At 62.2% G+C, this 24,527-nt stretch carries 17 protein-coding genes; 16 read left to right on the top strand and 1 reads right to left on the bottom strand.

Features of this window, described 5'->3' with window-relative positions; translation table 11 throughout:
- The first annotated feature begins 53 nt into the window (after positions 1-53).
- From mftF to B0E55_RS14395, 15 genes are all read left to right on the top strand, one after another.
- A complete protein-coding gene (mftF, locus tag B0E55_RS14465) occupies positions 54-1,451 on the top strand; it encodes a mycofactocin biosynthesis glycosyltransferase MftF (RefSeq protein WP_020906864.1) in 1,398 nt (465 codons plus the stop codon).
- A complete protein-coding gene (gene mftG / locus B0E55_RS14460) occupies positions 1,448-2,950 on the top strand; it encodes a mycofactocin dehydrogenase MftG (protein ID WP_030535453.1) in 1,503 nt (500 codons plus the stop codon). Before mftF ends, mftG begins: the two co-directional genes overlap by 4 nt.
- Before the next feature lie 84 nt (positions 2,951-3,034).
- A complete protein-coding gene (locus B0E55_RS14455) occupies positions 3,035-4,348 on the top strand; it encodes a helix-turn-helix domain-containing protein (RefSeq protein WP_080909951.1) in 1,314 nt (437 codons plus the stop codon).
- A gap of 143 nt (positions 4,349-4,491) precedes the next feature.
- Positions 4,492-6,015 carry an aldehyde dehydrogenase gene (gene adh / locus B0E55_RS14450; protein ID WP_007730158.1) on the top strand — a complete coding sequence of 508 codons (1,524 nt, stop codon included), beginning with the start codon at positions 4,492-4,494 and terminating at the stop codon, positions 6,013-6,015.
- A 91-nt stretch (positions 6,016-6,106) separates the two neighbouring features.
- Positions 6,107-6,667, top strand: a complete 561-nt coding sequence (locus B0E55_RS14445; protein ID WP_019744244.1) for a DUF779 domain-containing protein — start codon at positions 6,107-6,109, stop codon at positions 6,665-6,667.
- A gap of 165 nt (positions 6,668-6,832) precedes the next feature.
- Entirely contained in the window at positions 6,833-8,305 is a 1,473-nt protein-coding gene (gene eat, locus B0E55_RS14440; protein ID WP_003941913.1) for an ethanolamine permease, read from the top strand.
- Positions 8,302-9,726 carry an ethanolamine ammonia-lyase subunit EutB gene (locus B0E55_RS14435; protein ID WP_019744243.1) on the top strand — a complete coding sequence of 475 codons (1,425 nt, stop codon included), beginning with the start codon at positions 8,302-8,304 and terminating at the stop codon, positions 9,724-9,726. Before eat ends, B0E55_RS14435 begins: the two co-directional genes overlap by 4 nt.
- Positions 9,723-10,496, top strand: a complete 774-nt coding sequence (gene eutC, locus B0E55_RS14430) for an ethanolamine ammonia-lyase subunit EutC (RefSeq protein ID WP_019744242.1) — start codon at positions 9,723-9,725, stop codon at positions 10,494-10,496. Before B0E55_RS14435 ends, eutC begins: the two co-directional genes overlap by 4 nt.
- 82 nt (positions 10,497-10,578) lie before the next feature.
- Positions 10,579-11,877 carry an HAD-IB family phosphatase gene (locus B0E55_RS14425; protein WP_080909950.1) on the top strand — a complete coding sequence of 433 codons (1,299 nt, stop codon included), beginning with the start codon at positions 10,579-10,581 and terminating at the stop codon, positions 11,875-11,877.
- A gap of 142 nt (positions 11,878-12,019) precedes the next feature.
- Positions 12,020-12,559: a hypothetical protein gene (locus B0E55_RS14420; RefSeq protein ID WP_019744240.1), complete on the top strand. Its 540-nt coding sequence runs from the start codon at positions 12,020-12,022 to the stop codon at positions 12,557-12,559.
- A gap of 235 nt (positions 12,560-12,794) precedes the next feature.
- Entirely contained in the window at positions 12,795-14,165 is a 1,371-nt protein-coding gene (locus B0E55_RS14415) for an MFS transporter (RefSeq protein ID WP_019744239.1), read from the top strand.
- A gap of 207 nt (positions 14,166-14,372) precedes the next feature.
- Positions 14,373-16,010: an AMP-binding protein gene (locus B0E55_RS14410; RefSeq protein WP_080909949.1), complete on the top strand. Its 1,638-nt coding sequence runs from the start codon at positions 14,373-14,375 to the stop codon at positions 16,008-16,010.
- A 4-nt stretch (positions 16,011-16,014) separates the two neighbouring features.
- A complete protein-coding gene (locus B0E55_RS14405; protein WP_030535447.1) occupies positions 16,015-17,682 on the top strand; it encodes a sigma-54-dependent Fis family transcriptional regulator in 1,668 nt (555 codons plus the stop codon).
- 108 nt (positions 17,683-17,790) lie between these two features.
- Complete coding sequence (locus B0E55_RS14400) at positions 17,791-19,290, top strand: aldehyde dehydrogenase family protein (protein ID WP_019744236.1); 1,500 nt, start codon at positions 17,791-17,793, stop codon at positions 19,288-19,290.
- A 48-nt stretch (positions 19,291-19,338) separates the two neighbouring features.
- Entirely contained in the window at positions 19,339-20,451 is a 1,113-nt protein-coding gene (locus B0E55_RS14395) for an NDMA-dependent alcohol dehydrogenase (protein ID WP_019744235.1), read from the top strand.
- A 54-nt stretch (positions 20,452-20,505) separates the two neighbouring features.
- Here the strand turns inward: B0E55_RS14395 and B0E55_RS14390 are convergent, their stop codons facing one another.
- Positions 20,506-21,954 (bottom strand): hypothetical protein, encoded by a 1,449-nt coding sequence (locus B0E55_RS14390; protein WP_070797557.1) that lies wholly within the window; start codon positions 21,952-21,954, stop codon positions 20,506-20,508.
- Positions 21,955-22,178: 224 nt separating this feature from the next.
- Here B0E55_RS14390 and B0E55_RS14385 point away from each other — a divergent pair, with 224 nt between their 5' ends.
- Positions 22,179-24,425 carry an MMPL family transporter gene (locus B0E55_RS14385; protein ID WP_070387076.1) on the top strand — a complete coding sequence of 749 codons (2,247 nt, stop codon included), beginning with the start codon at positions 22,179-22,181 and terminating at the stop codon, positions 24,423-24,425.
- The last annotated feature ends 102 nt before the right edge of the window (positions 24,426-24,527 follow it).

Genomic DNA, 24,527 nt, shown 5'->3' with positions numbered 1-24,527 from the left:
TCGAGGCTGCGACGAGTTGCAGCACGACGGGCTACGTCCCTTACGATCATCTGATGCGACCAGCAAGACTCCCCGACGGTTTCGGCATTCGGTTGGACCCCAAGGTGCGCACGTACTCGGGCGGCCGGGTGCTCATCGGCGGCTCTCCGACACGGATGCTCAAGCTGGCTCCGACGGCTGCGGCGATGATCGGTGACGGCTTCCTCGAGGTGGTCGACCAGCAGAGCGCTGCGGTTGCTCGTCACCTTCTCGATTCAGGCGTCGCGAATCCTCGTCCGATGTCGACACCGTCTGCTGCAGATGTCACCGTCGTGATTCCGGTCAAGGACAACCAGGCCGGCGTCGAACGCCTACTGCCCGTCCTCAAGGATCTGACCGTCATCGTTGTCGACGACGGTTCGGAAGTGCCGGTGGAGCCCCGTCGCGCCTGCCCGGGCACCGGAACCATCACAGTGGTGCGGCACGAGAGCGCCCGCGGACCCTCGGCAGCGAGAAACTCGGGATTGCGTTCGGCCCAAACACGTTTCGTAGCTTTCCTCGACTCCGACGTCATACCGCGTGCCGGTTGGCTCGAGTTGATGTTGGGCCACTTCAGCGATCCAGGGGTTGCCCTTGTTGCGCCCCGCATCGTCGCCCTCGATCCGTACGGGACGGCGCTGGCGCGGTACGAGAACATGCGATCGTCTCTCGACCTCGGACGCAAAGAAGCTGCGGTGAAGTCGGGAAGTCCGGTCGCCTATGTTCCCAGCGCGGCCGTGATCGTCCGGCGCGACGTGGCACTCGAATGCAACGGTTTCGACGAGAGTCTCGAAGTGGCCGAGGACGTTGATTTCTGCTGGCGACTGCAGGCTGCGGGTTGGCGACTGAGGTACGAACCGGTTGCGCATGTCGCCCACGATCATCGAGTTCAGTTCGACAAGTGGTTCGCCAGGAGAGCGTTCTACGGCACGGGCGCGGCGCCGTTGGCTGCAAGACACGAGGGTTCGGTTCCGCCGATGGCGATGTCGTTCTCGACGCTCTTCGCGTGCATCGCCGCCGCAACACTGACCCGTTCCGGTCTTGCGAGTGCGCTGGGCGCTCTGCTCTTCACGGTGTATCGCCTGCGAAAGATGTTCAACGGGCTGAGTCAGCCCACCCGGATCGCAGCGATCCTCACTGCGCAGGGGTTTGTCGGAGGATTCTGGCAACTCGCCTCGGCGATGTGTCGTCACTACTGGCCGGTGACTCTTCTGGCGGTGATCGCCTCCCGTCGAATTCGGCGACTGGCCGTCGCTGCGGCAGTCACCGAAGGTTTGGTGGACTGGTATCGCCACCGTGAGCCAGGCGGGCTGGGTCCGGTTCGGTACGTCTTCTTCAAACGAGCAGATGACATCGCGTATGGAGCCGGACTCTGGCGGGGCGCGTTCGACGCCCGTGACTGGGCGGCGCTGAAACCTCGAATCACCAAGTGACAGAAGCCGACTACGCAGATTTCCTGGTTGTCGGTGGTGGCACGTGTGGCTGCGTCGTCGCAGCCAGGCTCAGTGAAGATCCATCCGCCACGGTGATGCTCCTCGAATCGGGAAGCGGATATCGTTCGGCGCTCGAACTTCCGGACGTCCTGGGTGATCCGTACCGACTGCCGGTCGGACCTGCGAGCGAATACACGTGGACCTATCCGGTCGAACTGACACCGCGTCGGGCGTCCACGATTGCGCGCGGGCGGACGCTCGGTGGGTCCGGGGCCGTCAACGGTGCGTACTTCACTCGAGCGACCCGCGCAGATTTCGAGAACTGGCCGAGTGCTTGGCGATACGACGACGTCTTGCCGTACTTCAAGAAGTCTGAGACGGATCGTGATTTCGAGGGCGAGTTCCACGGGACCGCCGGTCCGATCCCGGTCGAGCGTCGAGCGTGGGACCAACTGCATCCACTGAGCGGTGAGTTTCATGCGGCAGCGCTCGGAGCAGGTTTTCCCGACGACGTCGACAAGAATGCGCCGGACTCGTTCGGCGTCGGCCGAGTGCCACTGAACGTGGCGGATCATCGTCGGATCAGTACTGCGATCGGGTATCTGATGCCGGCGTTGCACCGCCCGAATTTGCGGGTGGAATCCGGAGTGAACGTCATTCGCATCGTATTCTCGGGAACCCGTGCGATCGGCGTCGACGTTCTCGACGACGGCAACGTCCGACGCATTCGTGCCGACCACGTGATCGTGTGTTCGGGTGCGGTGGCGACGCCGCACATTCTCTTGAATTCCGGTGTTGGTCCGGCGGAACAACTTGCAGAGCAAGGAGTTTCCGTCATTCTCGATCGACCTGGCGTCGGCCAGAACTTCGTCGACCATCCGGAAGTGCTGCTGCCGTACCATTTTTCGACGCCTCGTGCGATTCGCTCGCAGACACCGGTGCTGGAGACTGCACTCAATCTCGCCGAGCTTGAAATCCGCCCGTACACCGCATCTTTCACAGACTTGGTTCCCGGTGTGCCTCGCATGGATCACGGCGTCGGGGTGGTCCTCATGGCGCCGCGCAGTCGTGGGAGCATCGAACTGGCATCGGGGGATCCCGCTGGGGCACCGCGTATTCGATACAACTACGTCGCGTCGACGCACGATCGAGCAGCCATTCGGGAAGGAATGCAGATCGCCGAGAACCTTCTCGAGTCGATCGCCGAGACCGGGTTGATCGATCGCCCCGTCGTGGAGTACACCGACGAGTGGATCGAATCTCGCCTCGGTACGTCCTTGCACATGTCCGGTAGCTGCGTGATGGGTGCCGAATCGGACCTGTTCGCAGTCGTCGATGATCGGTGCCGTGTGATCGGCGCGGCAGGACTCAGTATTGTTGACACGTCAATCCTGCCGACGATCCCGACCCGCGGCCCACACGCGACCGCGGTGATGGTCGCGGAACGAGCAAGCGCCATCCTGCTCGGTGACGAGTGGCCGCGAGGGGCAGCAGGCTAGGTCGACAGTCATACCGAATGGTCGTTCTCGCCTATGGGCTGTGATCGGCGTTACAGTGGTCCACGGAGCGGAGGAACGCAAAATATGGCACGTGAACAGGCTGTGTCCGGCAACCCGTGGGTGGCGGTCAGGCCAGGCGATGACGTCGCGTTACTCGCGCGGCGACTTTCGACTGCCCATCAGTCGTTCATCGATGCCCGCGGCGTGCCCGGCCAAGGGCTGACCGACGACTCCCATGTCCGTTCGGTCGTGCTCGAGTCCTGGATGCGGAGCCGCAACAAGGGAGTAAATCCTGACGTTGTCGGCAATCCTGAGATGCTCGAGGGGTTGGAACTCGAAAAATATCGGTCCGCGCATCCCATGTCACTGATCCGTCCGGTGATTCGGAAACTCCTGGTGGAAGATGCTGCCGAGACCGGATTGCTGATCGCGATCAGCGACGCACACGGTCGACTGCTCTGGGTGGAGGGTGACAACTCGGCCAAGGACAAAGCGTTGTCCATGAACTTCGTCGAAGGCGCCGACTGGAGCGAAGATCGTGTCGGCACCAATGCGCCGGGAACGGCGCTTGCTCTCGACCACTCCGTACAGATTTTCGGATCCGAGCATTTCAACCGAACCGTGCACGACTGGAGTTGTTCGGCCGCACCCGTCCACGATCCCACCACTGGGCAAATCCTTGGTGCCATCGACATCACCGGTGGTCCCAGGGTCGCGGTTCCCGAAGTGCTGTCGCTGATCCGTGCAACTGTTGCGGCCGCCGAATCGGAATTGCGATTCCACCTCTTGAACTCGCCTATCCCGCTCAGCGCCACGGCTCCGCGCCTCGAAACATTCGGTGCCGGCCGGCCGACGCTGGTTCGCGGCGGTGACCGCATCCCGATTTCGCAGCGTCACGCCGAGATTCTCCTTCTGCTCTCCGAACATCCGGAGGGTCTCAGCTCCGACCACCTTGCGGTCCTGCTCGACGAGGGGGAGCTCGACGCAGTGACCATTCGCGCGGAAATGTCGCGGCTTCGTAAGGTTTTCGGCGCCGACCGGCTGGCTTCGCGTCCTTATCGGATCATCACGGAGTTCACGACAGACGTCGGCGACGTGCGGGCAGCGTTGGATCGCGGAGACGCGGCGACGGCGATGAAACTGTATTCGGGCCCGGTACTGGCAGGCTCGGCCTCCCCGGGAATCGAAGAGGTGCGGGAGGAACTACGCACCAGGGTTCAGGCGGCTCTGCTGCGTGGAGGTGATGCCAACCTTCTGGCCCGGTGGACCACGTCCGTACACGGGCGCGAAGACTCCGTCGTGTGGGAGGCCTACCTGTCCACGTTGGATCCTCAATCTCCGCTGTATTCGCAGGTCCAGGCAAGAATTGATCTCCTCGACCGCCAATTGGGCATCTGAGAATCATCTGCGTTTCTCGCACGCAACGTACTTGCAACGTTGCAACTCCTAGTGTTGTGAATCACACCCCACCGGGGGGTGGGATTGCAGTCACCGATTTGGTGGGTGCGCCCAGGAAGATCACGTTTACATAGGAGCTTGCAATGACCGTGTACGCCCGCCCAGGTACCGCCGACGCGATCATGTCCTTCCAGTCTCGATACGACAACTGGATCGGCAACGAATGGGTTGCTCCGGTCAAGGGTCAGTACTTCGAGAACCCGACACCGGTGACCGGACAGAATTTCTGTGATGTGGCTCGTTCCACCGCAGAAGACATCGAGCTCGCTCTCGACGCAGCGCACGCAGCAGCTCCGGCCTGGGGCAAGACCTCGGTCGCCGAGCGCGCGATCATCTTGAACAAGATCGCTGATCGTATGGAGGAGAACCTCGAATCCATCGCACTCGCCGAGTCGTGGGACAACGGCAAGCCGATCCGCGAGACCCTCAACGCCGACATTCCGCTCGCCATCGATCACTTCCGTTACTTCGCGGGAGCTATTCGCGCACAGGAAGGTTCGCTTTCGGAGATCAACTCCGACACCGTGGCGTACCACTTCCACGAGCCGCTCGGCGTAGTCGGCCAGATCATTCCGTGGAACTTCCCGATCCTCATGGCCGTGTGGAAGCTCGCACCCGCCCTTGCTGCCGGCAATGCCATCGTGCTCAAGCCTGCCGAGCAGACACCCGTCTCGATCCTGCACCTCATCGGCATCATCGGTGACCTGCTGCCTGCCGGTGTGCTCAACATCGTCAACGGCTTCGGCGTCGAGGCCGGAAAGCCGCTCGCGTCGAGCCCGCGTATCAAGAAGATCGCGTTCACCGGTGAAACCACCACAGGTCGCCTGATCATGCAGTACGCGTCGCAGAACCTCATCCCCGTGACCCTCGAACTCGGTGGCAAGAGCCCCAACATCTTCTTCTCCGACGTCCTCGCCTCCAACGACGACTACCAGGACAAGGCACTCGAGGGCTTCACGATGTTCGCCCTCAACCAGGGCGAGGTCTGCACCTGCCCGTCACGTTCGCTGATCCAGGAAGACATCTTCGACGAGTTCCTCGCGATGGCCGCCATTCGCACCAAGGCTGTGCGCCAAGGGGATCCGCTCGACACCGACACCATGATCGGTGCCCAGGCCAGCAACGATCAGCTCGAGAAGATCCTCTCGTACATCGAGATCGGCAAGGCCGAAGGCGCCAAGGTCATCACCGGTGGTGAGCGGGCCGAACTCGGCGGAGACCTGTCCGGCGGCTACTACGTCCAGCCGACGGTGTTCACCGGCAACAACAAGATGCGCATCTTCCAGGAAGAGATCTTCGGACCCGTCGTCTCGGTCACCTCGTTCAAGGACTACGACGAGGCCATCGAAATCGCCAACGACACGCTCTACGGTTTGGGCGCCGGTGTCTGGTCCCGCGACGGCGGAGTCGCGTACCGAGCAGGCCGCGACATCCAGGCCGGTCGCGTCTGGACCAACACGTACCACCAGTACCCGGCACACGCCGCTTTCGGTGGATACAAGCAGTCCGGCATCGGCCGCGAGAACCACCTGATGATGCTCTCGCACTACCAGCAGACCAAGAACCTCCTGGTCAGCTACGCCCAGAAGGCTCAGGGCTTCTTCTGATCGACCCACCGGCACCCGTGAGCCCCTCGCTGCGGGTGCCGGTGCGCAAGACTGCAACACGCGAAACCTGCACAAACACACGGAGGTTGGAATGAGCGCCACGGACACACCCGATACCGGCGCCGTTCCACCCCGGTTGGTGACCACCGCTGGGGCGGCTGACCTGCTACGCCGCCTCAGCGGGACGCACGGCGAACTGATGATGCATCAATCCGGCGGATGCTGCGACGGCTCGGCCCCGATGTGTTATCCCTCAGGCGAATTCATCGTCGGGGACCGTGACGTACTACTCGGAATCGTCGATCTCCGACTTGCTGTCGGAGAGATTCCCGAAGACCTTCCCACCGGAACCGACGCTGTACAGGTCTGGATTTCCGGATCACAGTTCGAAGCCTGGAAGCACACCCAGTTGGTGCTGGACGTCGTGCCCGGCCGCGGCAGCGGATTCAGCCTGGAGTCTCCTGAAGGATTCAGATTCCTCAGTCGAGCAAGGGCATTCACACCGGACGAAAACGAAGCACTCGGCGCGTCGAGCATTCTCGTAGGCGCTGATTGGGAAGCGGGCGTGCGTCCATCGCCCCCGACAGTTCCCCAGGTCGTCGCCGAGGCCGTCGACGCCTGCCCGGTGCCAGGCGCGGCCGCCCGATCCTGAGAACGGCCGCCTGAAGAAGATCTGAACAGACTCGGGGCCGCTCACATGACAGCCAGTTAACAGCACGGTCATCTTCACGCGACCTTCTCCGTACATCGCCCACATACCGTTCATTTCACGCGACGCATCCACCGTGCGTCGTCTCATTCTTGACCGATTCAGAGGATGGACATGTCTCTTTCCGACCACGCAACCGGCAAAAACGCCGGTGCCGCGGGTGCACACCACGACGGCGCAGACTTCCATGCGGAAGACAATTCGTATCTGGAGAAACGAACACTCCGAAAGGGAACAGCAGGGTGGGTGCTGCTTGCGGGGTTGGGTGTCAGCTATGTGATTTCCGGTGACTACGCCGGCTGGAACAACGGTCTGGCCGAAGGTGGTTTCGGTGGCCTTCTCATCGCGGCCGTCGTCATCGCGGGGATGTACCTGGCGATGGTGCTCGGTATGGCCGAGATGTCGTCGGCACTTCCTGCCGCTGGTGGTGGATACACGTTTGCCAGACGGGCCATGGGGCCCTGGGGCGGATTTGCCACCGGCACAGCAATTCTCATCGAGTACTCGATAGCACCCGCAGCGATCGCGACCTTCATCGGTGCGTACGTCGAGTCCCTGAACCTGTTCGGGATCACCGACGGGTGGTGGGTGTACCTCGCGGTGTACGCGATCTTCATCGGCATTCACCTCACCGGCGCCGGTGAGGCACTCAAGGCGATGTTCATCATCACCGCCATTGCACTCGTCGGCCTGGTCGTGTTCGCGGTTTCGGCTGTCGGCCTTTTCGATTCGTCCAACCTCACCGATATCGCCGTCGACACCAGCGCAGTCGGATCGTCGTCGTTCCTGCCATTCGGTCTGCTCGGAATCTGGGCCGCCGTGCCCTTCGCGATCTGGTTCTTCCTTGCCGTCGAAGGTGTACCGCTGGCCGCCGAGGAAGCACGTGAGCCGGAGAAGAACGTCCCCCGCGGCATCATCATCAGCATGTTGATCCTGATCGTCACAGGCGCAACGGTTCTCTTCCTCGCCACCGGTGCGCTCGGCGCCGACGCCCTGTCCACCTCCGGAAATCCGCTCGTCGAGGCGCTGGGGGACAGCGGAGCGGCAAAGGCCGTCAACTACATCGGACTTGCCGGTCTGGTCGCGAGCTTCTTCTCGATCATGTACGCCTACTCACGTCAGACGTTTGCGCTCTCCCGCGCCGGCTACCTGCCGAAGAACCTGTCGGTGACCAACAAGCGCAAGGCCCCCACTCTCGCGCTCGTCGTTCCCGGAATCATCGGCTTCGCGCTCTCACTCACCGGTGAAGGTGCCATGTTGCTCAACATGGCGGTGTTCGGCGCGGCAGTCAGCTACGTCCTGATGATGGTGAGTCACATCGTTCTTCGTAAGCGTGAGCCGAACATGCCGCGCCCGTACCGCACGCCCGGCGGTATCGCCACCACCTCGTTTGCGCTCGTGATCGCGGCAGTGTCGGTGGTGGCCACCTTCCTGGTAGATCCCGTTGCGGCATTGCTGACGTTGGTTGCCTTCGGAGTTCTGATGGCGTACTTCGGTCTCTACAGTCGTCACCACCTTGTTGCCAACTCGCCGGACGAGGAGTTTGCTGTACTTGCACAGGCGGAAGAAGAATTGGGATGAGTCGCGGGATGGCCAAGTATCACCAGCAGGTATCCGGAACCAACTACTCGTTCGACGGTCTCGTCGATCTGATGGCAAAAGCGACACCACTGCGGTCGGGTGACGAACTAGCCGGTTGTGCGGCAAGCTCCGACGCCGAACGTGCTGCTGCCCAATGGGTTCTGGCTGATCTTCCGTTGACGGTGTTCCTCGAAGATCTGTTGGTTCCGTACGAGGACGACGAGGTGACCCGGCTCATCATCGACAGCCACGATCGCCTCGCATTTGCGCCAGTGGCCCACCTGACTGTTGGCGGATTACGGGACTGGCTGCTCGAGACTGCGTCGGCGCCGGAAGCTTCAGCACGCTTGTCCGCCGTGAGTCCCGGTCTGACCCCCGAGATGGTTGCCGCGGTCAGCAAGATCATGCGCAATCAGGACCTGATCGCCGTCGCCAAGGCCATCACGGTCACCGCGGGGTTCCGCACCACCATCGGACTGCCTGGACGGCTGAGCACCCGACTCCAGCCAAACCATCCGACGGACGATCCACGCGGCATTGCGGCGGCCACATTGGACGGTCTCCTGATGGGATGTGGCGACGCCGTCATCGGCATCAACCCTGCGACGGATTCACCCCAGGCCACCTCGGATCTGCTCCACCTGCTCGACGACATCCGTCAGCGATTCGAGATCCCGACTCAGTCGTGCGTGCTCTCTCACGTGACCACCACGATCGGACTGATCGAATCGGGGGTGCCGGTCGATCTTGTCTTCCAATCGATTGCCGGTACCGAAGGCGCCAATTCCGGTTTCGGAGTGAACATTCCGCTACTGCGCGAGGGTAACGAGGCCGGACGCTCCTTGAACCGCGGAACGGTCGGCAACAACGTCATGTACCTCGAGACAGGGCAGGGGTCCGCCCTCAGTTCAGGTGCCCACTACGGCACCGGCGGAGCCCCGGTCGATCAGCAGACACTCGAGACCAGGGCATACGCCGTGGCCCGAGATCTCGAGCCGCTGCTGGTCAACACGGTGGTCGGTTTCATCGGTCCCGAGTACCTCTACGACGGCAAGCAGATCATTCGCGCGGGCTTGGAAGATCACTTCTGCGGAAAACTCCTCGGGCTGCCGATGGGAGTGGACGTCTGCTACACCAACCACGCCGAAGCCGATCAAGACGACATGGACAACCTCCTCACCTTGCTGGGCGTCGCCGGCGCGGCGTTCGTGATCGCGGTGCCCGGCGCCGACGACGTGATGCTCGGCTATCAAAGTCTGGCGTTCCACGACGCGTTGTACGTGCGTAAGGTCCTCGGTTTGCAGCCCGCCCCGGAGTTCGAGACCTGGCTCCACAACTTGGGGATGACCGACGCAAACGGTCGGGTTCTTCCGATCGACGCCGAAATGTCGCCGCTGAGGGCTTTGACGGTGAACTCATGACCGAAGATCAGGCACCGATCCTCGATTTCTGGGGTCCACTGCGCAAGACCACACAATCGCGTATCGGGCTGGGGCGTGCCGGAGATTCGTTGCCCACCAAGCGGGTTCTCGAATTCAAGGCAGCACACGCCGCAGCCCGCGACGCAGTGCACGAGCCACTCGATTCCGAGACTCTCGCCAGTCGGGTCGACGGGGTGGGTATCGGGGCACCGGTGGTGGTCGCGAGCAGCGTCTCGACTCGCAGCGAGTATCTCCGGAGACCTGACCTGGGGCGCCAGCCTGCTGACCTGAGCGCGATCAAGAGCTCCGACAAGGAAATCGGGTTCATCCTCGCCGACGGACTCTCCCCGCGAGCACTGATGGACCACGGCGAGCAACTACTGTCCGCGTTGGTCACGGTGTTGGGGGAGCGGTACTCGATTGCGCCGCCGGTGATCGCCACGAATGCCCGTGTGGCACTGGGTGATCACATCGCCGCCGCGATGGGAGTGCAGACGGCGATCGTCCTGATCGGCGAACGTCCAGGGCTCTCCGTTGCGGACAGCGTCGGGATCTATCTGACTCACCTTCCGCGCGTCGGTCGTACCGACGCGGATCGAAACTGCATTTCCAATGTCCACCCACCCGAGGGCCTCGGATACGAGCAGGCTGCTCGTGTCGTCCTTGGGTTGGTGACGGGAGCGCGCCAATTGGGCCGCTCCGGCGTCGACCTCAAGGACACCTCTCGCGCCGACGCCGTTGCGTCGGGAGAAGTGCTGACGCTCGACTAGTTGACAGCTGCACGGCATACCCGGGTCGATCGACACTCGGGTATGCCGTCGTACCCGAATCACGACGAAAATGAGGGAATCGATGTTCCGTTCGCTGCATGCCCGCGCCCTGTGTGCGTTGGCCGTAGGTAGTGTCCTGTTGAGTGCAACTGCATGTAGTTCGGCCGAGAGTGCCACGAAAGAGGATGCGGCGCAGAGTGGTTCATCCTGCGCGGTGTTGGATCCCAGTCTGGCGTGGTACGGCGACAACCGTGTGAGGTTGGATGCCATGATGACGGAGTTCGGAACGTGTGGAGCTGCAGGTGATGTCGATGACGGCGCTCCGTTGGCGCTCTTCGACTGGGACAACACAGTTGTCAAGAACGACATCGGAAGCGCCACTGCATTCTGGATGATCAAGAACAACAAGGTGTTACAGCCCGTGGGAGCGGACTGGGCAACCACCAGTCGCTTCATGACTCCAGCCGGCGCTGCCGCACTTTCCGCCGCGTGTGGCTCGGAGACCGCCGCGGGTCAACCCTTGGTAACCAGTACCGACTTGGACTGCGCTGACGAGATCGTTGCGGTACTCGAGGAGAAAACTCGCGACGGACAGGTTGCATTCGACGGCTACGATCACCGCCGGACCAAGGCTGCATACGCGTGGGCGGTGCAGTTGATGGCAGGGCACACCGAGGACGAGATCGCCGAGTACGCCCGCGCAGCGCGTGCTGAGAATCTCGCTGCTGCAGAAGGATCCGATCAGACCGTCGGTACCACGGAAGTCGACGGCTCGGTGCGTTACTACGCGCAAATCGAAGATTTGGTGAAAGCCCTCGGCGCTCATGGATTCGACGTGCGGATCATCTCCGCGTCGGCCGAACCGGTCGTTCGAGTCTGGTCGGAGCAGCTGGGATTGGATGCCGATCACGTGATGGGAGTTCGGCCGATCGTCGAGGGCGGCGTTCTGACGGGGCGCCTGCGGGGATGTGGTGGGGTTGCGGACGGTGACGACTCGGTCATTCCGTACATCGATGGGAAGCGGTGTCAGGTCAACGAGGTTGTCTACGGGGTCCAAGGGCCTACGGCGTTCGAGCAGTTGCCTGCCGATCGGCGTCAGGTGTTTGCTGCCGGTGATTCTGTCACCGACGTGACGTTCCTCGGAGATGCGACCGGTGCGCGCCTGGTGATCAACCGCAACAATCCCGAACTGATGTGCAATGCCTACGACAACAGTGACGGAAAATGGCTGGTCAACCCCATGTTCATCGAACCGAAAGCACAGGCGGATGCTCCCTATCACTGCTCGACCGATGCCTACACCGACGCGGCCGGGGCCAAAGGCGCCGTAACTCGTGCGGACGGCAGCGTGATCCCCGATCAGGCCGATACCGTCGCGTGACAGTCGGCTTGCTGCGGTGACTTCACAACGATCGATCGGCGTGTGATCTGATTCTTTCGAGCCCTTTGTCGGGCTGCGGAAACCCACGGGTGTCCGCTGTGATGCTGGAGCCGCAGAGGCGGCACGTGAGTAGGAGAAATCGATGGCCTTCGCTGGCAATGTGGACGAGTTGGCACTGCTCCAAGCAGTACGTCTCAAGGAGCGGGTCGGAGCGGTTGTACTGGCCGAGCACTTGGGCGTCAGCGCAGCGTCCGGTCAAGCTGCGTACGACGCACTTGTCGCGCAGGGTAAAGCGGCCGAAGCAGAAGGTGCCATCAGCCTGACCGAGAAAGGCCTCGCGGAACTCGAAGATCAGTTGGACGCTGAGCGGGTCTCGATCGACGAGGACTCCATCGGCGAGGTGTACGAGGCTTTCGTTCCGCTGGACGAGGAGTTCGTTGCACTTATCGACGACGCGGACGCGAATTCCCTTGCCGAGCTGGACCGCCGGGCTGCAAACCTGTTCGACGATTTGTCGGCATTCGTTCCGCGGTTGTCCCGCTACCAGGATCTCTTCTCGGATGCTCTCGCGAAAGTTCAAGCGGGGGAGTCCAAGTGGATTTCAGAACCGATCATCGACTCCTACGCCACGGTGTGGGGAGAGATCCGTCAGGAGCTTTTCGGGGCTGCCGGAAAGGCGTGATTCGTAGAGCTGGACCCTGACGCAGTTCAGCGTGGGCCGTCCGATTCGTGTGAACGAATCGGACGGCCCACGGCATGTGGAGAGCGGTGAAACTCGTTACCATTGCATACAAGTCGTGACCGAGATCACTCCTACCCCCTTTCGGGGGTAGTGCAGGGGTGAGCCACATCACTACCTTTCCTCCTATCGACGGTGATGCCCACAGGGCGACACCACGGGACCACGGAGGAATCGAGTGACCACAGTCTCTCCCACAGGCGGCAACAGCGCCGCCGGCGCCGGGGGTGCGAGTGCCGCAGGCGCGACACAACCCCCGCAGACCACCAGTGTGCGGCGCGTCGCGATCGCGAGCTGCATCGGCACGACCATCGAGTTCTACGACTTCTTCATCTACGGAACTGCTGCGGCACTTGTCTTTCCGACGGTATTCTTCCCCGCGCTCGGTGCCACCGCGGGAACCGTCGCATCGTTTGCGACCTTCGCAGTCGCATTCATCGCCCGGCCCGTCGGCGCAATGCTGTTCGGACACTTCGGTGATCGCATCGGTCGCAAGAAGACTCTGATCTCGACGCTCCTGCTCATGGGTATCTCGACGCTCCTGATCGGCTTGCTGCCCGGTGCGGCAACCATCGGTGTTGCGGCTCCGATCATCCTGGTGCTCTTGCGATTCGGCCAAGGCTTCGCGGTCGGTGGTGAATGGGCAGGCGCAACTCTGCTCACCGCGGAATACGCCCCACCGGGCAAACGTGGTCTGTATGCGATGTTCCCGCAGCTCGGCCCCGCAATCGCCTTCGTGCTCTCGAGCAGTACATTCCTCATCACCGGCGCTGTTCTCGGCGATACCAACCAAGCCTTCCTCGACTACGGCTGGCGTATCCCGTTCTTGTTCTCCATCGTGTTGGTCGGCATCGGCCTCTACATGCGACTCGCTATCGAGGAGACCCCGGTCTTCAAGGCGGAGCAGGCAGAGCGCGTTGCAGAGCAGAAGAACGAAGCACCTCGCACCCTCCCGTTCCTGGATGCCTGGCGGTTCCAGACCAAGGAAATCCTGCTCTCGGCCGGCGCCCTCGCTTGCCTGTTCGCGTTCTTCTACATGGGCACGGCGTTCCTCACGAGCTACGGAACCAAGACCCTCGGCTTCTCCCGCCCGTTCGTCCTGTCGGTCGGTATCGCGTCCGCCTTCGTCTTCGGTGCGGCGATCATCGTCTCCGCCTTGTACTCGGACCGCATCGGGCGTCGCAAGGTCATCATGATCTCTTGTGGTCTGGCTGTGGTGTGGGCGCTCATTCTGTTCCCGCTCCTGGACACCGGAACACCGATCGCGTTCATCCTCGGAATGTTCGGCACGCTGATGATCTTCGGAATCGCGTACGGCCCCTGCGGTGCGCTGCTTCCGGAAATGTTCCAGACCCGCTACCGCTACACCGGTGCCGGCCTCGGCTACAACCTCGCCGGAGTGCTCGGCGGCGCAGTGCCGCCGCTGATCGCCGCACCGCTGGCCTCGGCATACGGGAGTATGGCCATCGGAATCATGTTGGCAATCCTCGGCGTGGTGAGTCTGGTCTGCACCTGGGCGCTCGTCGAGACCAAGGACCACGCCCTGTAAACACTGTGCGCCTTTATTAACCGCCGGCGGTTAATAAAGGCGCACAGCAGGCGGGTGGGGTGTCCGGACTTCGAACAGTTACGGACACCCCGCACCGGGAAGTATGTCGTGCATCACACCGAATCGAGTAAATTCGTAGATGAGAGGGTCCGCTGCGGCGGCCCCTCTCATAGGTGCCTGAACAGGTAACCGGAGAGGACAGAACACATGAGTACGCCGCTGCCCAGCTATACGTCCGGAGTATGGGACGGTCCGATGCTGGGCGACACCATCGGAGACAACCTCGATCGCACGGTTGCCGCACACGGTGACCGCGATGCGTTGATCGACCATGCCAGCGGTCGACGATGGACGTACCGGGAGTTCGCCGAGCAGGTGAACGGGCTCGCTGCCGGACTACTTTCCCGTGGTGTGGGGAAGGGCGACCGAGTGGGAATCTGGGCTCCCAACTGTCCGGAATGGACGTTCACGCAATACGCGACGGCAAAGATCGGCGCGATCCTGGTCAACATCAATCCGGCGTACCGCTCGCACGAGTTGCAGTACGTGCTCGAGCAGGCCGGAATCTCGACGCTGGTGTCTGCGGCCAGCTTCAAGACCTCGGACTACGCGTCGATGATCGAGACGGTGCGGCCGCAGTGCCCGGATCTGACGTCGGTGCTCCTGCTCGGTTCACCCGAGTGGGACGCGGTGCTTGCAGACGGCTTGGCGGCCCAGGCAAGCGATCCGGCTCCGCTCGCAGCTGCCCAAGCCGCGCTGTCGGCCGACGACGCGATCAACATCCAATACACCTCGGGCACTACCGGTTTCCCGAAGGGCGCGACGCTCAGCCACCACAACATTCTCAACAACGGCTACTTCGTCGGCGAGTTGTGCCACTACAGCGAGGTCGATCGGGTGTGCATCCCGGTGCCGTTCTATCACTGCTTCGGCATGGTGATGGGCAACCTTGCGTGCACCAGTCACGGTGCTGCCATGGTCATTCCGGGCCCGGCATTCGATCCGCGCGCTTCGCTTGAAGCCGTCCAGGCCGAAAAGTGCACGTCCCTCTACGGCGTTCCGACGATGTTCATTGCAGAATTGGCGCTGCCGGACTTCGACAGCTTCGATCTGTCGTCCCTTCGCACCGGCATCATGGCGGGTTCGCCCTGCCCGGTCGAAGTGATGAAGCAGGTCATCGATCGCATGGGCATGGCAGAGGTGTCCATCTGCTATGGCATGACCGAGACGTCGCCGGTGTCGCTGCAGACCCGCTCGGACGATTCGATCGAGCAGCGCACCGAAACCGTCGGTCGGGTGGGGCCGCACCTCGAGATCAAGATCGTAGATCCGGCAACCGGACTGACGGTGCCGCGCGGCGAGCCGGGCGAACTGTGCACGCGTGGTTACTCGGTCATGCTCGGCTACTGGGAGAACCCGGAGAAGACCGCCGAGGCGATCGACGCTGCCCGGTGGATGCACACCGGAGATATCGGAGTCATGGACGAGGCCGGATACGTCGCTATCACGGGACGCATCAAGGACATGGTCATCCGCGGTGGTGAGAACGTATATCCGCGTGAGATCGAGGAGTTCCTTTACACCCATCCCGACATTCTCGACGCGCAGGTCATCGGTGTGCCTGACGCAAAGTACGGCGAGGAATTGATGGTGTGGGTCCAGATGCGCGAAGGTGCAGACGATCTGGACGCCGATTCGGTCCGTGCCTTCTGCACCGGCAAGCTCGCGCATTACAAGATTCCGCGGTACGTCCATGTCGTGGACGAGTTCCCGATGACAGTCACGGGCAAGGTCCGCAAGATCGCGATGCGAGAACAGGCGATCGAATTGATCGGTCAGGCCTGAGCATATGTCCGCGAACCCAGGGGAGCGTGAGCCGGTACGCCCCGAGATCGCGCTCTCCTGGAAGCGTTCTCGACTGAGTGGCCTCGATCCGTCGTCGGCAATCGCCGTGGACACCGAGGAGCAAGACGGCGAGTCTCGTCTGCTCCGGGCCGCCGCGCCCGTGCTCGACGAGGTGTCGCAACAGATCGCGGGCACCGGTTTCTGTGTGCTGCTTGCTGATCGAGAATGTCGCGTGGTCGCTTCGGTGTACTCCGACAGCCGCGTCGAGCGGACGATCGAGCGGTTGGGCGTCGTCAACGGTTCACGCTTCGGTGAAGAGCACGCCGGTACCAATGCACTCGGTACGCCGCTCGAGGTAGGTCGAAGTGTGGTGATCCACGGGGACGAGCATTTCCTCGACAGCCTCAAGGGATTGAGCTGCTACGGCCAGCCGATCCTGCATCCCGTCACACGTCGCGTCGAGGGTATTCTCGACATGACCGGCGTTGTCTCGCAGGCCAACCCGCTGTTCGCGCCCTTCCTTGCGCGTGCTGCGGCGGATATCGAGAAACGACTGCTCGAAGGCTCCAAAGCGTCGGAGCAGCGGCTGGTCGACGCATTCCAGCGAGTTTCACATCAGCGCCACATTGCCGTCGCGGCCATCGGTGACGACATCCTGCTGAGCAACCGAACGGCCTTGGATCTGCTCGACACCGCCGACCACGTATCACTCCGGTCCTTGATCGCCGATCTCAATCCTGATCAATCGAGGCTTGTGACAGTCGAATTGGCGTCCGGTGCGCTGGCGCGAGTTCAAGCCGACCGGATTTCCGGGGCCGACGGCGGCGCACTCTTCCTGGTCGAACCACTCCAGCGGGAACGGGCACCCATCCGCAGAACCCACGAGCGGGCACCATCTCCGGGGGAGCGACTGCGCCGAGACCTCATGCGAGCGCGGGCCTCGTCGTCCGCAGTTGCCATCTCGGGTGAAGCAGGTTCCGGTCGAACTTCGGCAGCATCGGACGTGGTCGGGAGCGTCGACGCCAGTTGGCACGATGCCACGCGGATCGCGTTCGACGGCCGTGAGCAGTGGATCACCGATCTTGTGCGAGCAGCCCGTAAGCGTTCGGGCGTGGTCGTGATCGAACAGGTGCAGCTCCTTCCCGGTTCGGTGTTGCCGCTGGTCGCAGACCTGATTGACGCCAGCGCCGAGGGGCCGAAGATCGTACTGACCAGCGGGGCGGCAGTTGATCTTCCGCCGACCATCGCGGCGCTGCTTTCACGATGCGCCTCCAGGGTTGTCATCACCCCTCTGCGCGAGCGACAGGCTGAGATCGCCGAGTTGGCTCAGGCGATGTTGGAGGGGATCTCGCCCGAGTTGAGGTTGACTGCCAGCGCTGCCGAAGCGCTCGCTGCGGCCAGTTGGCCGGGCAACCTGGCCGAATTGCGCGTCGTGTTGAATCGGGCCTCAGGTGAACGCTCGAGCAATCGCATCGACGTCGTCGATCTGCCCGAGGACTATCGCACCACGACCAAGGTGTCGCGGTTGGCAGGGCGGGAGAAGGCCGAGCGCCAGGCGATCATCGGAGCGTTGAAAGACTGCGGCGGCAACAAGGTTCACGCGTCGGCGCAACTCGGAATCAGCCGAAGCACTCTCTACACACGGATGCGGGCGCTCGACATCACTGTGTAGTTTGCTGTCCGAATTGAGTTGTACAAAGTTCGGACAGTTAGCACCCCCGGAAGCGCGGAAGTATGGCGTGCATCACATTCGCACCTCACTACTTCAGGGGAGTTTCCGATGACGGCAGTAGCCGAACACACCATCAGTTCCGCGGTACAGGGTTTCCTGAACGGACCGAAGAAGCTCTACATCGGCGGCGAATTCGTCGACGCCGCTTCGGGTCAGACCTTCGCGACGTACAACCCGGCTGACGGACAGAAGCTCGCAGACGTGGCACACGGCCAGGCCGAAGACATCGACCGCGCGGTGCGCGCCGCCCGAACGGCTTTCGAGGACGGCCCCTGGTCTCGGATGAAGGCAAACGAGCGCGAGCGGATGATCTGGCGCGTCGGAGACATTCTCAGTGCTCGTGCCGAGGAATTCGGTCAGCTCGAAGCTCTCGACAACGGCAAGTCCGTTGCCATCGCCACCGCCGTCGACGTGGCTTGGGCTGCAGACGTTTTCCGCTACTACGCGGGTTGGGCCACCAAGATCGAAGGCAGCACCGTCAACGTGTCGATGCCCTTCTCTCCGGGCGGCGAGTTCCACGCCTACACCCTGCGTGAGGCAATCGGCGTCTGTGGACTGATCGTGCCGTGGAACTTCCCGCTGCTGATGTCGTCGTGGAAGCTCGCCCCCGCGCTCGCCGCCGGCAACACGGTGATCCTCAAGCCGGCTGAGCAGACCCCGCTCACCGCACTGCTTCTCGCGGAGGTCTTCGAAGAAGCAGGCTTCCCGCCCGGCGTCGTCAACATCGTTCCCGGCTTCGGCGATGCAGGTGCTGCACTGTCCGGCCACGACGACGTGGACAAGGTCGCGTTCACCGGTTCCACCGAGGTGGGTAAGAAGATCGTCGACGCCGCCAAAGGCAACCTGAAGAAGGTTACGCTCGAGCTCGGTGGCAAGAGCCCCAACATCGTATTCGCCGACGCGGATTTCGATTCCGCGGTGGAGGGTTCACTCAACGCCTGGCTGTTCAACCACGGTCAGTGCTGCGTTGCGGGTACCCGTCTGTACGTCGAGGACACCATCTTCGAGAAGTTCACCGAGGCCGTCGCGCACGCAGCGAGCCAGGTCAAGATCGGACCCGGCCTCGATCCCACCACCCAGCTCGGACCGCTGGTCTCGCAGGAGCAGTTCGACAAGGTCACCGGTTACCTCCGAGAGGGAATCGCCGACGGCGCACGTGCACTCACCGGCGGTAACCGCTGGGGCGATCAGGGCTACTTCGTCGAGCCGACTGTCTTCGTCGACGTCAAGCCCGAATTCTCCATCGTTCAGGAGGAGATCTTCGGACCCGTCGTGGCAGCGCTGCCGTTCAACGCGGACGACGGACCCATCACTGCCGCAAACGATTCCATCTACGGACTTGCCGCCGGCATCTGGACCCGTGACATTTCCAAGGCCCACCGCACGGCCAAGCGTCTCAAGGCTGGCTCGGTGTGGATCAACCAGTACAACGGCTTCGACACCGCAATGCCTTTCGGCGGATACAAGCAGTCCGGTTGGGGCCGCGAGCTCGGCGCTTCGGCTATCGATCTCTACACCCAGACCAAGGCCGTCAACATCGCCCTCTGACCGACCCCCATCGCTCATTCTCTCGTCCGACAATCAAGGAGATCACCAGTGAAGACCAAAGCTGCTGTACTGCTCGAGCCCGGAAAGCCTTTCGAGATCATGGAACTCGACCTCGACGGACCAGGGGTGGGTGAGGTACTGATCAAGTACACCGCTGCCGGACTGTGCCATTCGGATCTGCATCTGACCGACGGTGATCTCCCGCCGCGTTACCCGATTGTCGGCGGACACGAAGGCTCGGGCATCATCGAAGAGGTCGGACCCGGCGTCACGAAGGTCAAGCCGGGCGACCACGTCGTGTGTAGCTTCATCCCCAACTGCGGCACCTGTCGCTACTGCTCGACCGGTCGCCAGAACCTTTGTGACATGGGTGCCACCATCCTCGAAGGTTCGATGACGGACGGTTCCTTCCGTTTCCACGGCAACGGAATGGATTTCGGCGGAATGTGCATGCTCGGAACATTCTCCGAGCGCGCCACCATTTCTCAGCACTCGGTGGTCAAGATCGACGATTGGCTTCCCTTGGAGACAGCGGTGGTCGTCGGCTGCGGCGTGCCTTCGGGTTGGGGAACGGCAGTAAATGCCGGTAACCTTCGCGCCGGTGACACCGCTGTGATCTACGGCATCGGTGGTCTCGGCATCAACGCCGTCCAGGGCGCCGTTTCGGCCGGCTGCAAGTATGTCGTGGTGGTCGACCCGGTTGCTCTCAAGCGTGAGACCGCACTGAAGTTCGGTGCAACCCATGCCTTTGCAGACGCCGAGAGCGCTGCTGCCAAGGTCAACGAGCTGACCTGGGGACAGGGCGCCGACGCGGCGCTCATCCTTGTCGGCACCGTCGACGAGGACGTGGTCAGTGCAGCGACAGCAGTGATCGGCAAGGGCGGCACCGTGGTGATCACGGGTCTCGCCGATCCGGCCAAGCTGACCGTGCACGTGTCGGGAACCGATCTGACGCTGAACCAGAAGACGATCAAGGGCACATTGTTCGGATCAATGAACCCGCAGTACGACATCGTGCGACTGCTTCGTCTCTACGATGCGGGTCAGCTCAAGCTCGACGAACTGATCACCAACACCTACAGCCTCGAAGACGTCAACCAGGGCTACCAGGATCTGCGTGATGGCAAGAACATCCGTGGCGTGATCATTCACGACAAGTAGGACAACTGCTGTGCGCCTTTATTAACCGCCGGCGGTTAATAAAGGCGCACAGCACTATTTCTTGGCTTTCGACAAAATCTGCATCAACTGAAGTAGTGCCGAGAACTTAGCGAATACCGAGCGCGAGACCACCGGACCGAAAGCCGCGGTGTCGGTTGCATCGAACGCGTCGAGCAGATCGCGGAAGCTTTCGACCTGTTTGACCATCGCGTCGAGATCGACGTGCGTGGCGGCGTCGGCATCACGCAGAGCTAGTAGGTACTGCGGCGCCGTCACCAAGGCGACTGCCGGGATCTTCCGCTCGAACAGTGGTTCACCCTCGCCGAAATGAATGACCGGTCCTGGCGCCACGATTCGGCGATCGCCTGCCCCGATGTCGCGCCACAGCGGTGCAACGATGTCGTGTACTTCTCGGCTCGTCGCGTAGAGCAGTTCCGGTTCCGGAGTGGTCACCAACGCATAGCTGCCGGTCGAGGTGTCCTCGGTATCACCCAGCGCGCCGAGGTGTTCGATCGCGATCCCGGCTACTGCGCGCGCCTGACCGGCTTCGCCTTTCCACATCTCGGGGTGCGCTTCGAGCCAGGTGGAGGTTGCCTGTCCGTGCTTGGACACCGCTGGAATTCGCAGGTGGCCAGTCGTCAGCACAAAAACGTACGACCGTCGATGCGGCTGCGCGACGGCGTGCCGCGCCAAGGCCAACATTCCCAGATGCCCGTTCTCCTCGACGCCGTTGGTTCCGTCGCTGTGAGTGATGAGCAGAATCGTCTCTTCCGGTGATGTCCCCGGGGATACCGCCCACACCGTGTCGGTCCGGGTGTCCGGATGCAGAGTTGCATCCAGAACCAGAGTCGCCCGCTGACCGGAACGAGCTGCTGCGACAACCTTCCTGCCCTCGTCGCCGGCCACCCAGACGGCGGGGATGTCGTGGTACGGCTGCGTGAACGGAAGATATTGTCCCAGCGCGTTGTCCGGAGCAATGTCACGCCACACCGCGATCACGCCGAGCACTCCGGCCTTGCGGGCCTTGTCGAGTTTCGGGCCCAGAAGAGTTGCGGAGAGAACCGGATTTCGAAGAGTCTCGTCGGTGGCGATCGGACCCCACTCGCTGACCAGGAGCTTGCGGGGAAGATCGACGTGCGGCACCTCGATCACCGCGATCGCGCCCTTGGCCAAGGACCACTTGGGGCGTCGCGCGCTGACGTAGACCAGGGGAGCGGAGATTCCCTGAGGCCCGGTCAATCCCGAGTAGGGGAATGCGGACGAAACATTGATCGGTCCCGTCGGCAATTCGATGCGAAGCCCCTCAGATGTGTCCGGTAGATCCCAGCGTTCGAAAGTGTGTGAATCACGCCGGACTTCGAGGCCCAGTTCGGTCAGTTCGTTCGCGACTTCTTCCACCACAGCGTGGTGTGACGGTGATCCTGTCAATCGTGGCCCCAGCGCGTCGAGTCGCTGTTGGCCGGCAAGGAGGAGATCGCGATCGACGGCCTGGCCGTGATTCATGGGATTGCCTTTCGTACTACGCGACGTCTGCTCTGGTGAGGCGCCTGCCCGTGTCGTGTCCACGGTACCGAGCGGTCTGAAAAGGAGACGGAGAGCGCGCCGGATATGCCGTTTTCGCAGATATACCGGGTGCCAATGGGCCGATCGGTCCGTACCGTATGACCTTGGCACCGAAAGACTCCGTGTTCTTCGGACAGACCAGTCCACGGCGAGAGAGGCCTACGTTGGCTACGTATCTTTACAGGTTGGGGAAGTTCGCTTTCCGCCACAAGTATCTTGTGGTGGCCGCGTGGATTATCGTGATCGCGGTGGTGGGGGGCGCTATCAGCGCCACAAATCCGACGTTCTCCAAAGAATTCAATCTTCCGGGCACGGATTCACAGCGTGCGACCGAGTTGATGAACGAGAACTTTGCAGCTGCCGCGGAGCAGCAAACTCAGGCGTCGACCAGCATTCTCATCGCGGCAGACGACGGGCTTGCCGCGCACAGCGATCAGATCGACCAGTTGATCGCACAGGCGAAGACGTTGCCGGACATCGTCGATCCCGAGAAGATCGTCAATCCGGTCACGCTCGCGGAGGCCAATCCGGCGGTGGCGTCCGCCGTTCTCGGCGACAACGGCAAGGTCGGGCTGATCCAGCTCAATCAGTCGATTCGCATCGAGGATCAGACGCAGGCGAACAAGACGGCGTTCCTCGATTTGATGGCAAAATTCCGCACCGGTGGCCTGCAAGTCGAAGGCACCGGTTCGATGATGCAGGTGCAGGCCGCGGGCGGTCTGTCGGAGATGCTCGGCTTCGCGGTGGCGTTCATCGTGATGATCGTGGCGTTCGGCGCACTCATCGCGGCGTTCATCCCGTTGTTCACTGCAATTTTGGGAATTGCGCTGGCCACTCTGACGGTCACACTCGGCTCGGGCTTCTTCGACATCAACGAAGGTGTCACGGGAATCGTCACGATGATCGGCATCGCAGTCTCGATCGACTATGCGTTGTTCATCGTCTCGCGCTACCGCAGTGAGCTCAATCTGGGCGGAACCAGGGAAGCTGCTGCCGGACGCGCAGTAGGTACAGCCGGTTCGTCGGTCGTATTCGCAGGCCTGACAGTGGTGGTTGCGCTGGCAGCCCTGGCGGTCGTCGGGGTCCCGATGATCACGCAGATGGGAATCTCGGCAGCGGTTGCCGTCATCATCGCCGTACTCGGCGCAATCACGTTGATCCCAGCCGTTCTGGGTATCTTCGGCCGCTTTGCGTTCTCGCCTCGTATTCCCGGGCTTCGCCACGGTGACGAGCCCGAGACGATGGAATCCAACGGACATCGCTGGGCCAAGATAGTCACCAAGTACCCGTGGCCGATCGCGGGTGCTGCTCTGGTCCTCCTGGTGATCGCGGCTATTCCGATGACGAAGCTCGAACTCGGACTCTCGTTCACTCAAGACGAAGAGCGACCGGCACTGGCCCTCCTGCAACGAGGATTCGGTGAAGGCGTCAACGGTGAATTGTTCGTCGTGCTCGACGCGCCCGACGGTACCGACATCACTGCGATTGCCGAAGGCACTGTCGCGCACATCAAGGGCCTCGACAACGTCGCAACGCCGGATCAGTTGATGTGGGTCGGAAACGGACCGGACGCGGCAAACCCGATGGCGGGCGCAAACTCTGCGCTCATCGCGGTCACCCCGCAGATGTCTCCGAGCGGCCCCGAAACCCACGAGCTGATGAATCAGATCCGGGACTACGGATCGACGGTGAAGTCGGAAGGCGCAGAACTCGGTGTAGCGGGTCAAACCGCGATCGTTGCAGACATGTCGTCGAAGCTCAGTTCCGCGCTCATCCCGTATCTCATCGTGGTTGTGGGGCTGGCGTTCATCATCATGATGGTCGTCTTCCGCTCGATCTTGGTGCCGCTGACCGCAACTCTCGGATTCCTCTTTTCCGTCTGTGCGACCTTCGGCGCCACGGTGGCCATTTTCCAGTTGGGCGACTTCGGGCTGATCGAGCACACACAACCCATCATCTCGTTCCTGCCGATCTTCATGATCGGTGTGGTCTTCGGGTTGGCGATGGACTATCAAGTGTTCCTCGTGACGCGAATGCGCGAGGAATACGTGCACGGATTGTCGGCCAAGGACGCCATCATCTCCGGCTACACCCATGGTGCTCGCGTGGTCGCATCGGCGGCCATCATCATGATCTCCGTGTTCGGCGCATTCATGCTGTCCTCGGAGACGACAAGCAAGATGATGGGCTTCGGTCTCGCGGCGGCAGTCTTCTTCGACGCCTTCATCATCCGCATGATCGTGATCCCTGCGGTTATGTCGATCCTCGGTGATTCGGCGTGGAAGTTGCCCGCGTGGCTCGACAAGATCCTGCCGAACGTCGACATCGAGGGTGAAGCGATTCGGCGGATTCCGATCGAGCAGGATCCGGATTCCGATCCAGACCCGAATCAGGTGCCGGTGAGGGTTTAAGCACTCAGGTCGTCAGGACGGGGTGCCGGTTGCACAGCAACTGGCACCCCGTTCTTCTGTCTTCATGCGGCGCTCGCGCGATAGGAAACCATCCGGTTGGTA

Source organism: Rhodococcus sp. 66b (assembly GCF_002076325.1).
Classification (GTDB): Bacteria; Actinomycetota; Actinomycetes; order Mycobacteriales; family Mycobacteriaceae; genus Rhodococcus_F; species Rhodococcus_F erythropolis.
Note: the sequence above shows the minus strand (reverse complement) of the source record. Positions and strands in the feature narration are given on the sequence as shown.

Excerpts from the sequence above, each read along its gene's own strand:
- mftF (WP_020906864.1), top strand. The coding sequence starts at position 54 with ATGCGACCAGCAAGACTCCCCGACGGTTTCGGCATTCGGTTGGACCCC.
- B0E55_RS14455 (WP_080909951.1), top strand. The coding sequence starts at position 3,035 with ATGGCACGTGAACAGGCTGTGTCCGGCAACCCGTGGGTGGCGGTCAGG.
- adh (WP_007730158.1), top strand. The coding sequence starts at position 4,492 with ATGACCGTGTACGCCCGCCCAGGTACCGCCGACGCGATCATGTCCTTC.
- B0E55_RS14445 (WP_019744244.1), top strand. The coding sequence starts at position 6,107 with ATGAGCGCCACGGACACACCCGATACCGGCGCCGTTCCACCCCGGTTG.
- eat (WP_003941913.1), top strand. The coding sequence starts at position 6,833 with ATGGACATGTCTCTTTCCGACCACGCAACCGGCAAAAACGCCGGTGCC.
- B0E55_RS14435 (WP_019744243.1), top strand. The coding sequence starts at position 8,302 with ATGAGTCGCGGGATGGCCAAGTATCACCAGCAGGTATCCGGAACCAAC.
- eutC (WP_019744242.1), top strand. The coding sequence starts at position 9,723 with ATGACCGAAGATCAGGCACCGATCCTCGATTTCTGGGGTCCACTGCGC.
- B0E55_RS14425 (WP_080909950.1), top strand. The coding sequence starts at position 10,579 with ATGTTCCGTTCGCTGCATGCCCGCGCCCTGTGTGCGTTGGCCGTAGGT.
- B0E55_RS14420 (WP_019744240.1), top strand. The coding sequence starts at position 12,020 with ATGGCCTTCGCTGGCAATGTGGACGAGTTGGCACTGCTCCAAGCAGTA.
- B0E55_RS14410 (WP_080909949.1), top strand. The coding sequence starts at position 14,373 with ATGAGTACGCCGCTGCCCAGCTATACGTCCGGAGTATGGGACGGTCCG.
- B0E55_RS14405 (WP_030535447.1), top strand. The coding sequence starts at position 16,015 with ATGTCCGCGAACCCAGGGGAGCGTGAGCCGGTACGCCCCGAGATCGCG.
- B0E55_RS14400 (WP_019744236.1), top strand. The coding sequence starts at position 17,791 with ATGACGGCAGTAGCCGAACACACCATCAGTTCCGCGGTACAGGGTTTC.
- B0E55_RS14390 (WP_070797557.1), bottom strand. The coding sequence starts at position 21,954 with ATGAATCACGGCCAGGCCGTCGATCGCGATCTCCTCCTTGCCGGCCAA.